Raw genomic sequence first — 10,846 nt, forward strand, 5'->3', positions numbered from 1 at the left:
CCTACTTTGAGCCGGTTCACACTTTTCAATGAAAATTGCAGATCAATTTCATGATGAGTTATGTAGACTGGCCGCCAATGACATTGAGGCACTCGTACTACATGGCTGAATTCGAAACCACTTTTTCCGATCTTGGGCTGAAACCTTCTATTATTGAGGCGCTTAACGATCTCGGTTACGAAAAACCTTCTCCGATCCAGGCTGAGTGCATTCCGCACCTGCTCTCTGGTCGTGACGTGCTGGGTATGGCCCAGACCGGCAGCGGTAAAACCGCAGCGTTCTCGCTGCCGCTGCTGAACAACATCGATCCGGACCTGCGCGCGCCGCAGATCCTCGTGCTCGCTCCAACCCGTGAACTGGCCGTTCAGGTTGCTGAAGCGATGACTGACTTCTCTAAACATATGCACGGCGTAAACGTGGTTGCCCTTTACGGCGGCCAGCGTTATGACGTGCAGCTGCGCGCCCTGCGCCAGGGCCCACAGATTGTTGTGGGTACGCCGGGCCGTCTGCTCGATCACTTAAAACGTGGCACGCTGAACCTCTCCGGCCTGAAAGGCCTGGTGCTGGACGAAGCGGACGAAATGCTGCGTATGGGCTTCATCGAAGACGTTGAAACCATCATGGCGCAGATCCCGGCCGATCATCAGACCGCGCTCTTCTCCGCCACCATGCCGGAAGCGATCCGTCGCATCACCCGCCGCTTTATGAACGAGCCGCAGGAAGTGCGCATCCAGTCCAGCGTCACCACGCGCCCGGACATCAGCCAGAGCTACTGGTCTGTCTACGGCATGCGTAAAAACGAAGCGCTGGTGCGTTTCCTGGAAGCGGAAGATTTTGACGCGGCGATTATCTTCGTCCGTACCAAAAACGCGACCCTGGAAGTGGCTGAAGCGCTGGAGCGTAGCGGCTATAACAGCGCCGCGCTGAACGGTGACATGAACCAGGCGCTGCGTGAGCAGACCCTGGAGCGTCTGAAAGATGGTCGTCTGGACATCCTGATCGCTACCGACGTTGCGGCCCGTGGCCTCGACGTTGAACGTATCAGCCTGGTTGTTAACTACGACATCCCGATGGACTCCGAGTCTTACGTTCACCGTATCGGCCGTACCGGTCGTGCGGGTCGTGCAGGCCGTGCGCTGCTGTTCGTTGAGAACCGCGAGCGTCGTCTGCTGCGTAACATCGAACGCACCATGAAACTGACCATTCCAGAAGCCGATCTGCCGAACGCAGAGCTGCTGGGCAAACGCCGTCTGGAAAAATTCGCCGCTAAAGTTCAGCAGCAGCTGGAGAGCAGCGATCTGGATCAGTACCGTGCCCTGCTGGCGCAGATCAAGCCAACCGCTGAAGGCGAAGAGCTGGATATGGAAACGCTGGCCGCCGCTCTGCTGAAGATGGCACAGGGTGAACGTTCCCTGATCGTGCCACCAGATGCGCCGATGCGTCCTAAGCGTGAATTCCGTGACCGTGACGAACGTGCTCCGCGCGACCGTAACGATCGTGGCCCGCGTGCTGACCGTCCGGAGCGTGGTGGTGAAGACCGTCCGCGTCGCGAGCGTCGTGACGCTGGCGATATGCAGCTGTACCGCATCGAAGTGGGCCGTGATGACGGCGTTGAAGTGCGTCACATCGTTGGCGCTATCGCTAACGAAGGCGACATCAGCAGCCGTTACATCGGTAACATCAAGCTGTTCGCTTCTCACTCCACCATTGAGCTGCCGAAAGGCATGCCGGGTGAAGTTCTGCAGCACTTCACTCGCACGCGTATTCTGAACAAGCCGATGAATATGCAGCTGCTGGGCGATGCTCAGCCGCACGAACGTGGTGAGCGCCGTGGCGGCGGTGACCGTCCGGCTGGCGAACGTCGTAGCTTCGGCGGCGGCGAGCGTCGTGAAGGCGGCCGTGGCCCGCGTCGCGAAGGTTCTGCGCCAGCAGGTGCAGGTGCAGGTCGCTTCAGCGGTGAGCGCCGTGAAAGCCGCGGCCCGCGCCGTGATGACGCTTCCACGCCGCGCCGTCGTTTTAACAACGACGCGTAAGCGTGTAAGCACAGAAACGTTACTGTAAAGTAAGCGTTCCAGCCCCGATCTCAACAATCGGGGCTTTTTTTATCGGTAATGTACTCATGTACTGGTACAATGCACAGCGAACCGCATTTTAGAGAGAAAAGAGAATGGCTACGCTTTCCACCACCCATAATACCCCGTCGCTGCTCGGCGGCGTGGTGATCATCGCAGGAACCATTATTGGCGCAGGGATGTTCTCGCTGCCGGTGGTGATGTCGGGCGCCTGGTTCTTCTGGTCGCTTGCGGCGCTGGTCTTTACCTGGTTCTGTATGCTCCACTCCGGGCTGATGATCCTTGAGGCCAACCTCAACTACCGCATTGGCTCCAGCTTCGACACCATCACCCGTGACCTACTGGGCAAAGGCTGGAACCTGGTTAACGGCGTCTCTATTGCCTTTGTGCTCTATATCCTGACCTACGCCTATATCTCGGCGAGCGGCTCGATTCTTCACCACACTTTTTCGGAGATGTCGCTTAACGTGTCGCCGCGCCTGGCGGGATTGAGCTTCGCATTAATCGTGGCGTTTATCGTCTGGCTCTCAACCCGTGCGGTCAGCCGCATGACCGCCATTGTGCTGGGCGCAAAGGTCATCACCTTCTTCCTGACCTTCGGTAGCCTGCTGGGACACGTCGAGCCCGCCACGCTGTTTAACGTGGCCGAGAGCAACGCCTCCTACACGCCATACCTGCTGATGACCCTGCCGTTCTGCCTCGCCTCGTTTGGCTATCACGGCAACGTGCCGAGCCTGATGAAGTACTACGGCAAGGATCCGCGCACCATCACGCGCTGCATTGCCTACGGCTCGCTGCTGGCGCTGGGTCTGTATACCATTTGGTTGCTGGTGACGATGGGGAATATCACCCGTCCGGCGTTTATCGGCATTGCGCAGCAGGGAGGGAATATTGATGTGCTGGTGCAGGCCCTGAGCGGCGTGCTGAATAGCCGCAGTCTGGATCTGCTTCTGGTCGTGTTCTCTAACTTTGCGGTCGCCAGTTCGTTTCTGGGGGTGACGCTGGGGCTGTTTGATTACCTGGCCGATCTCTTTGGCTTTGACGACTCCGCCAGCGGCCGTTTCAAAACCGCGCTGCTGACCTTCCTGCCGCCGATTGTCGGTGGGCTGCTGTGGCCGAACGGCTTCCTCTACGCCATTGGCTATGCTGGGCTGGCGGCAACCATCTGGGCGGCGATTGTTCCGGCCCTGCTGGCGCGTGCGTCACGTAAGCGTTTCGGGAGCCCCAAATTCCGCGTCTGGGGCGGCAAACCGATGATTGCGCTGATCCTGCTGTTCGGGGTAGGCAACGCCGTAGTGCATATTTTATCGAGCTTTAACGTATTACCGGTATATCAATAGATCGCCAGAAACCGTAGGCCGGGCAAGCTTGCGCCGCCCGGCGAAACCTCATCCCAATAATTCCTCTTTCACCTGCATCGCCAGCTCAAACGAGTGCAGCCTTGCCTGGTGATCGAAAATCTGGCCGTTAACCATGATCTCGTCGGCCTCGGTCTCCCGCAGGATCGACTCCAGCCCGTGGCGCACCTTGGCTTTATCTCCCACCAGCGACATGCTCAGCGCCTGCTGCACGCCATACTGCTCGGACGGCGACCAGAAGGCACCTATATCGGCAATCGGCGCTGGTAGCTGGCCGGTTTCGCCTCGGCGCAGCTTGACAAACGCCTGCTGCATTGAGGTAAACAGGAACTCGGCGTCGCGGGTGCTGTCTGCGGCAACGATGTTGATGCACACCATCGCATAGGGTTTCTCCAGCCGCGCGGAGGGCTTAAAGTTCGTGCGGTAGAGGTGTAGCGCCTGGAAGAGCATGTCCGGGGCAAAGTGCGAGGCAAAGGCAAACGGCAGCCCCAGCTGGGCGGCAAGCTGAGCGCTGTAAAGACTGGAGCCGAGCAGCCACACCGGGATCTTCTCCCCATAGCCCGGCACCGGACGAACGTGCGGATTCGGATCGCGGGCGTCAAACCAGTCCACCAGCTCTGCCACGTCGCGCGGGAAGTTATCGATATCGCCGCTCATGTGGCGGCGCAGGGCCATCATGGTGCGCTGATCGCTGCCCGGCGCACGGCCCAGGCCCAGATCGATACGCCCCGGATAGAGCGTATTCAGGGTGCCAAACTGCTCGGCGATCACCAGCGGCGCGTGGTTAGGCAGCATCACGCCGCCGGAGCCGAGGTGCAGCGTCTGGGTATTGGCGGCCAGATAGCCAATCAGCACCGACGTCGCCGCGCTGGCGATGCCGGTCATGTTGTGGTGCTCGGCCAGCCAGAAGCGGCGATAGCCGCGCTTCTCTGCCAGCTGGGCTAAATCAAGAGAACGGTGGAACGCATCGCGCGCCGTAGCGCCCTGTGGGATCGGGGCTAAATCCAGCACCGAGAATGAAACGGTTTTGTCAGTCATCATATGCTCACTTTGTCGACGGCAATCTTTTAATACTGCATTAAAAATTGATTACCGTAGTTAACAAAGTGAGCTTTTTTTCAAACCAGCTCAAGACCCGCGAGGCGCTTCCAGTAGCCGTTGCAGTCGCTATTCGCCGTCAGGGGCAGCGGCGCGCCGCCGTTTTCATTGGCGCGGAAGGCGTCGAGCATGGCAAGGGTCTCCGTTCCCAGCGGCGAGAGGCGCACCATATCTACCAGTCCCTGCATCGAGGTTAGCTCGTTGCCGAGGTTGTAGACATAGCCGCTCATGGTCTGGATGCCGTTCAGGACAAACACCTGCTGGTTCTCCTGAGAGAGCACGTTGCGTCCGGTGGGGTACTTAATGCAGCAGGTTTCGCACTCGTCCTTAGGGCGATCCTCAGAGCGGGCGGTAAAGCAGCGGGCAGAGTAGGCCAGCGGCAGATGGCCGTAGCTCAACACCTCCACCTCAAACTGCTCGCGGATGCCAAGTTCGTCGCACTGATTAAGCAGGTTCGCCAGCCAGTCGCGCGACAGCTCCACCGGCATGCACCAGCGCACCATGCCCTGCTTCAGCAGCAGACGGAGGGTAACCGCGTTATAGCAGTTCAGGGCATGCCCGGCGACGAAGGGCAGCTTACGTTCGGCGCACATGTTCACCACGCCAAGATCGCTCGCCTCCAGCAGAAAGTCGCCGTTCTCCACGTAGCGTTTCAGCTCCCCCAGTTCGGAGGCGGCCTGCACCAGCGCCAGGGTAGAGAGCACCACCTGTTTGCCGCTTCCCGCGAGGGATTTTGCCATTGCCAGCCAGTCTCCGACTTTCGTGGCCCGGCGCTTGCTGCATACCACTTCGCCCAGGTAAATGGTATCGGCGCTGCTGCTGGCTGCCTGCTGGTAGAAATCCTCCAGCGTCTCTTTTGACCAGTAGTAGAGCACCGGTCCTAATGAATATTTCATCTTATCTCTCACTGCCATTTACGGTGGTATGCGCCAAGGGTGGTCTGCGTGCCTTCAGACATCGCGCCGAGGGTCTCCATCCACGCCGGTTGCGGAACGTAGCGTTCTGGCGCGGCCATGCAGCGGTCGATGGCCTGACGCCACACCTTTGCCACCTGGCTGACGTAGGCCGGGCTGCGTTGACGACCTTCGATTTTTACCGAGGCGATATTCGCTGCCAGCAGCTCGGGCAGCAGCGCCAGGGTATTCAGGCTGGTAGGCTCCTCCAGGGCGTGATAGCGCTCGCCGTCGACGTGGTAGCGGCCTTTGCACAGCGTCGGATAGCCCGCGTTCTCACCCTCCTGATAGCGGTCGATCAGCACCTCATTAAGACGCGACTCCAGCCCCTGCGGCGTCTGCTGCCAGCGGACAAAGCGGGCAGGGGAGCAGGCCCCTACGGTGTTGGGGGATTCACCGGTTAAATAGGATGAGAGATAGCAGCGCCCCTCGGCCATAATGCACAGGCTGCCGAAGGCAAAGACCTCCAGCGGCACCGGCGAGGTACGGGCCAGCTGTTTCACCTGGTGAATGGACAGCACGCGGGGCAGCACCACGCGGGCAACGTCAAAGTGGCGGTGATAGAAGCGGATCGCCTCGTCGTTGGTGGCCGAGGCCTGCACCGAAACGTGGCGCTCAATATGCGGATAGCGCTCGGCGGCATACTCCAGCATCGCCAGGTCGGCGAGGATCAGCGCATCAGCCCCCAGCTGGGCGGCCATATCCACCGCCCGCTGCCAGCGTGCGTAGCCGTCGGGATGTGCAAAGGTATTGATCGCAATATGCAGCTTTTTGCGCCGCTGATGGACAAAGCTTACCGCTTCCTGCAGCTTTTTCTCCGTGAAGTTGAGACCCGCAAAATGGCGGGCGTTGGTATCATCCTTCAGGCCTATATAAACAGCGTCGGCACCGTTTTCGATAGCCGCCTTCAACGCCGGTAGATTTCCGGCCGGGCAGAGCAACTCCATAGTGTATCCCAGGTCAGGGGCCAGATGGCCCGCGCACCGATAAGGTGCAAAATTGTTAACGAGCTGGGATTTTAGTTAACCCTTCGGCGACAATTTTTGATTTAAGGCAGCTAATCGCGTATTGATGGGAGGAATAAGGGGTAGTTCCATCTTCGCAATTGTTGATTTATGCCGCTATGTGGATTTGAGGTTATGGCAGAATAGCCAGACTTTTCATATCAGGGAGTAAAGCTTGTGTTGGATATACTGCGCTCACGTCTCGTTCATGCCGCGCCGTCTCTGCTGAGCGTGCCGGTAAAGCTCGCGCCTTTCGCGCTTAAACGTCAGGTGCTGGAGCAGCTTCTGCGCTGGCAGTTCCAGCAGGCGCTGGCGGATGGCGAGCTGGAATTCCTGGAGGGCCGCTGGTTGAGCATTGAAGTACGCGATATTGGCCTCAGGTGGTTTACATCCGTTGAGAATGAGCAGTTAATTGTGCGTGAGTCTGCCGCTGCCGACGTCAGCTTTAGCGCCGATGCCAGCGACCTGCTGATGATCGCCGCGCGCAAGCAGGATCCAGATACGCTATTCTTCCAGCGCCGGCTGGTGATTGAGGGCGATACCGAACTGGGGTTATATGTTAAGAACCTGATGGACGCCATTGAACTGGAGCAGATGCCCAAACCGCTACGCGTTATGCTGCTGCAACTGGCGGAGTTCGTCGAGGCTGGCCTGCAAGCCCCGCCTGCGACCAAACCAATTTCTGTAGGTGAGCCATGCTGATTCGAGTTGAAATACCTATCGATGCGCCAGGCATTGATGCCCTTCTTCGTCGCGCATTCGGCGGGGAGAGCGAAGCTAACCTGGTCCACTCCCTGCGGGAGGACGGGCTGATTACGTTAGGGCTTGTTGCCACCGATGATGAAGGTCAGGTTATTGGCTACGTCGCCTTTAGTCCGGTAGACGTTGAGGGTGAAGATCTGCAGTGGGTTGGCCTTGCGCCACTGGCGGTAGATGAACACTATCGCGGTCAGGGGCTGGCGCGCCAGCTGGTGTATGAGGGGCTGGACTCGCTCAATGAGTTTGGCTATGCCGCCGTGGTTGCGCTGGGTGAGGCAGATTTCTATCAGCGTCTCGGCTTTGAGCAGGCGGCTCGCTACGATCTCCGCTGCCGCTGGCCGGGCAGCGAGAGCGCGTTTCAGGTGCATCGCCTGGCGGATGATGCCTTAAATGGCGTGCATGGTCTGGTGGAGTACCACGAGCACTTCAATCGGGTTTAAGCGCCTCGGGCTGTAGCGCCGCCAGCAGCGTATCAAACGATCCATCCCCGGCAACGAGGCGCTCTTTTTGGCGCTTCGTTAGCTGCTTAATACGGTACTCGATCCTCAACGCTAGTGAACGCTCACCTACTTGTGCCGAAAAGGCCAGTCGCAGCTCGCCTTTGCCGCGCAGCGCCTTGGCCCCTTTGCCCGTCTGATGCTGGGTGAAGCGGCGAGCAACGTCAGTGGTGATGCCGGTATAGAGCGCATCATCGGCGGTACGGATAAGATAGAGAAACCAGGGCGTCATAGCATGATTTAACAGGATCAGGTGAGCGCACCTTAGCATGAGGTAGGTAAAAAATGGAAACTCTCGCCGCCATTCATCGCTGGCTAGCAAAGCAGCACGTGGTGACCTGGTGCGTCGCCAGCGAAGGCGATCTCTGGTGTACTAATGCCTTCTATCACTACGATCCGCAGAAGGTCGCCTTCTACGTGATGAGTGAGGATCGTACCCGTCATGCGCAGATGAGCGGGCCTCGCGCCCCGGTTGCGGGCACGGTTAATGGCCAGCCGAAGACGGTGGCGCTGATCCGTGGCGTGCAGTTTAAAGGGGAGATCCGGCGTCTGGAGGGAGCGGAAAGCGAGGCTGCGCGCGAGCGCTATAACCGTCGCTTTCCGGTTGCCAGCGCGTTGTCGGCCCCGGTATGGGAAATTTCCCTGGACGAAATTAAGTTTACCGACAACACCCTGGGCTTTGGGAAAAAGCTTCACTGGCTACGGGGATCAGGCTCCCAGTAGGCGCAGCGTCTCCCGGTTAAATGCGGGCAGATCGTCTGGCGTGCGGCTGGTGATCAGCTGATCGTTATCATTCACCACTTCCTGATCGTAGAACTCTACACCCGCGTTTTTCAGATCGATAACGATCGGTTTCACCGCCGTCAGCTTGCGTCCGCGCACCACTTCCGCGCTGATCAGCAGCTGTGGACCGTGGCAGATAGCAAATACCGGCTTACCAGAGTTTACGAAGTCGCGAGTGAAGGAGACAAAGCGATCGTCACCGCGCAGGGAGTCTGGCGAGTGGCCGCCCGGCAGCAGCAGGGCATCAAACTCGTCCGGCGATACCTCATCAATCGACTTATCGATCGTAATGCTGGCTTCGCCCTGTTTCCCCTTCACGGTTTTCCCGGCTTCTTTCTCAATGGTGATCACCTCGTGGCCCGCTTTACGGTAGGCTTCAGCCGGGGACGTGAATTCTGAATCTTCAAAGTCATCAGTGATCAAGACTGCGATTTTCTTGCCCATGTTTCCTCCATTGTTTTCGCTCTGGATGGGTTATTTCGCCATCTATCGTTAATAATGACGTATGAATAAGTGTGGTTCAGCGATCTCACATTGCAAGGCGGACTAATCTGCAAAGGGGGCGAGATGAGTCAGGTACTGATTACCGGAGCGACCGGACTGGTGGGCTCACACCTGCTGCGTATGCTCATTCAGGAGCCGCGGGTTAACTATATTGCCGCTCCGACGCGTCGGCCTCTGCTAGGCATGCCGGGGGTCTTTAACCCCTGCGATCGCCAGCTCACCGACGCGCTGGCGCAGGTCAACGATCCTATCGATATTGTCTTCTGCTGCCTCGGTACAACCCGTCGGGAAGCGGGCAGCAAAGAGGCGTTTATCCACGCCGATTACACCCTGGTGGTGGACACCGCCCTGGCTGGGCTGCGGCTCGGGGCGAAGCATATGCTGGTGGTCAGCGCGATGGGGGCCAATGCCGGCTCGCCCTTTTTCTATAACCGGGTGAAGGGCAAGATGGAGGAGGCGTTAATGGCGCAGGATTGGCCGCGCCTGACCCTGGCGCGTCCGGCGATGCTGCTGGGCCGCCGGGCGAAGCAGCGGTTTGGCGAGTCGCTGATTGGCCCGATGATGCACCTGCTGCCCGGCAAGTGGAAATCCATCGAGGCCCGTGACGTGGCGCGCGCCATGCTGCTGACGGCGTTCTCTCCTTGCCGCGAGAGGGTGACTATTTTGACCTCCGAGCAGTTGCATGCGATTGCCCTCGGGGAGGAGAATTAACTGTTTCCAAAAGTATCCAGTCAGGCGTAGTATCTTCCGGCTAACAATAATCCATACATCTTTCCGGGGAATGTAATGACTGGTCAGTCTTCATCTCAGGCGGCTACACCTGTTCAATGGTGGAAGCCCGCGCTCTTTTTTCTCGTTGTTATCGTTGGGCTCTGGTATGTGAAGTGGCAGCCCTACTACGGTAAAGCCTTTACCGCCGCTGAAACCCACAGCATCGGCAAATCCATTCTGGCTAACGCCGAGGCAAACCCGTTCCGGGCCGCGCTCGACTATGCCATGGTCTACTTCCTCGCCGTCTGGAAAGCCGCGGTGCTGGGCGTGCTGCTCGGCTCGCTGGTGCAGGTGCTTATTCCCCGCGACTGGCTGCTGCGCACCCTTGGCCAGCGGCGCGTGGGCGGCACGCTGTTCGGCACGCTCTTCTCTCTGCCGGGCATGATGTGCTCCTGCTGTGCCGCGCCGGTTACTGTCGGGCTGCGCCGCCAGCAGGCATCGATGGGCGGCGCGCTGGCGTTCTGGATGGGTAATCCGCTGCTTAACCCGGCAACGCTGGTGTTTATGGGCTTTGTGCTGGGCTGGCATTTTGCCCTGATCCGTCTGCTGGCCAGTCTGGCGATTGTGCCTGGCGTTGCCCTGCTGGTGCAGCGCTGGGTGAAAGAGAGCGACCGGCCGTCGCCGCTGCCTGAAACGGTTACCGCCGCCGAGCCGCAGGGCGGATTGATGGCACGCTGGGGTCGGGCGCTGTGGACGTTGTTCTGGAGCACCATCCCGGTCTACATTCTGGCCGTGCTGCTGCTGGGCGCGGCGCGGGTCTGGCTCTTTCCCCATGCCGATGGCGCTATCGACAACTCGCTGATGTGGGTCGTGGCGATGGCTATCGTCGGCTGCCTGTTTGTGATCCCAACCGCGGCTGAAATTCCTATTGTGCAGACCATGATGATGGCCGGGATGGGCATGGCTCCCGCGCTGGCCCTGCTGATTACGCTGCCGGCGGTAAGCCTGCCGTCGCTGATCATGCTGCGCAAATCGTTCCCAGCAAAAGCGCTGTGGCTAACCGGTGGGCTGGTGGCGGTGGGGGGAATGATTGTGGGGGGTATCGCG

At 59.2% G+C, this 10,846-nt stretch carries 13 protein-coding genes; 8 read left to right on the top strand and 5 right to left on the bottom strand.

What is annotated here, in order from left to right; all coding sequences use genetic code 11:
* Positions 1-28 precede the first annotated feature (28 nt).
* The 3 genes from yrbN (at position 29) to mtr (ending at position 3,412) form a co-directional block, all read left to right on the top strand.
* Positions 29-109, top strand: a complete 81-nt coding sequence (yrbN, locus tag FN633_RS11675; protein WP_131406004.1) for a protein YrbN — start codon at positions 29-31, stop codon at positions 107-109.
* The gene (locus FN633_RS11680) at positions 102-2,033 is read left to right on the top strand and encodes a DEAD/DEAH family ATP-dependent RNA helicase (protein ID WP_154057813.1); all 1,932 of its coding nucleotides are present in this window, start codon (positions 102-104) and stop codon (positions 2,031-2,033) included. Before yrbN ends, FN633_RS11680 begins: the two co-directional genes overlap by 8 nt.
* A gap of 134 nt (positions 2,034-2,167) precedes the next feature.
* The gene (gene mtr / locus FN633_RS11685; RefSeq protein ID WP_154057814.1) at positions 2,168-3,412 is read left to right on the top strand and encodes a tryptophan permease; all 1,245 of its coding nucleotides are present in this window, start codon (positions 2,168-2,170) and stop codon (positions 3,410-3,412) included.
* A 48-nt stretch (positions 3,413-3,460) separates the two neighbouring features.
* Here mtr and FN633_RS11690 read toward each other — a convergent pair whose 3' ends face one another.
* The 3 genes from FN633_RS11690 to ubiU all read right to left on the bottom strand — a co-directional run bounded on the left by FN633_RS11690 (position 3,461) and on the right by ubiU (position 6,428).
* Complete coding sequence (locus FN633_RS11690) at positions 3,461-4,468, bottom strand: luciferase-like monooxygenase (RefSeq protein ID WP_042390678.1); 1,008 nt, start codon at positions 4,466-4,468, stop codon at positions 3,461-3,463.
* 80 nt (positions 4,469-4,548) lie between these two features.
* Positions 4,549-5,424: a U32 family peptidase gene (locus FN633_RS11695; RefSeq protein ID WP_425049153.1), complete on the bottom strand. Its 876-nt coding sequence runs from the start codon at positions 5,422-5,424 to the stop codon at positions 4,549-4,551.
* 8 nt (positions 5,425-5,432) lie between these two features.
* On the bottom strand, positions 5,433-6,428 hold the full coding sequence (gene ubiU, locus FN633_RS11700) for a ubiquinone anaerobic biosynthesis protein UbiU (protein ID WP_154057816.1): 996 nt from the start codon (positions 6,426-6,428) through the stop codon (positions 5,433-5,435).
* Between the two features lie 234 nt (positions 6,429-6,662).
* On the opposite strand from ubiU, the gene ubiT reads away from it, so the two are divergent.
* On the top strand, positions 6,663-7,187 hold the full coding sequence (ubiT, locus tag FN633_RS11705; protein WP_042390174.1) for a ubiquinone anaerobic biosynthesis accessory factor UbiT: 525 nt from the start codon (positions 6,663-6,665) through the stop codon (positions 7,185-7,187).
* The gene (locus FN633_RS11710) at positions 7,181-7,684 is read left to right on the top strand and encodes a GNAT family N-acetyltransferase (RefSeq protein ID WP_154057817.1); all 504 of its coding nucleotides are present in this window, start codon (positions 7,181-7,183) and stop codon (positions 7,682-7,684) included. Before ubiT ends, FN633_RS11710 begins: the two co-directional genes overlap by 7 nt.
* Here the strand turns inward: FN633_RS11710 and FN633_RS11715 are convergent.
* The gene (locus tag FN633_RS11715) at positions 7,671-7,973 is read right to left on the bottom strand and encodes a GIY-YIG nuclease family protein (RefSeq protein WP_154057818.1); all 303 of its coding nucleotides are present in this window, start codon (positions 7,971-7,973) and stop codon (positions 7,671-7,673) included. The genes FN633_RS11710 and FN633_RS11715 overlap by 14 nt on opposite strands.
* 53 nt (positions 7,974-8,026) lie before the next feature.
* Between FN633_RS11715 and FN633_RS11720 the strand changes: the two genes are divergently transcribed.
* The gene (locus FN633_RS11720) at positions 8,027-8,464 is read left to right on the top strand and encodes a YhbP family protein (protein ID WP_154057819.1); all 438 of its coding nucleotides are present in this window, start codon (positions 8,027-8,029) and stop codon (positions 8,462-8,464) included.
* On the opposite strand, the gene FN633_RS11725 is transcribed toward FN633_RS11720, so the two are convergent.
* A complete protein-coding gene (locus FN633_RS11725) occupies positions 8,450-8,968 on the bottom strand; it encodes a type 1 glutamine amidotransferase domain-containing protein (protein WP_042390184.1) in 519 nt (172 codons plus the stop codon). The genes FN633_RS11720 and FN633_RS11725 overlap by 15 nt on opposite strands.
* Positions 8,969-9,091: 123 nt before the next feature.
* Here FN633_RS11725 and FN633_RS11730 point away from each other — a divergent pair, with 123 nt between their 5' ends.
* Both FN633_RS11730 and FN633_RS11735 read left to right on the top strand, forming a co-directional pair.
* Positions 9,092-9,739: an NAD-dependent epimerase/dehydratase family protein gene (locus FN633_RS11730; protein ID WP_154057820.1), complete on the top strand. Its 648-nt coding sequence runs from the start codon at positions 9,092-9,094 to the stop codon at positions 9,737-9,739.
* A 75-nt stretch (positions 9,740-9,814) separates the two neighbouring features.
* Positions 9,815-10,846, top strand: a 1,032-nt coding sequence (locus FN633_RS11735; protein ID WP_154058923.1) for a permease, incomplete at its 3' end; no start/stop codon positions are given.

This window comes from Pseudescherichia vulneris, from assembly GCF_902164725.1.
In the GTDB taxonomy this organism is placed as follows: Bacteria; Pseudomonadota; Gammaproteobacteria; order Enterobacterales; family Enterobacteriaceae; genus Pseudescherichia; species Pseudescherichia vulneris.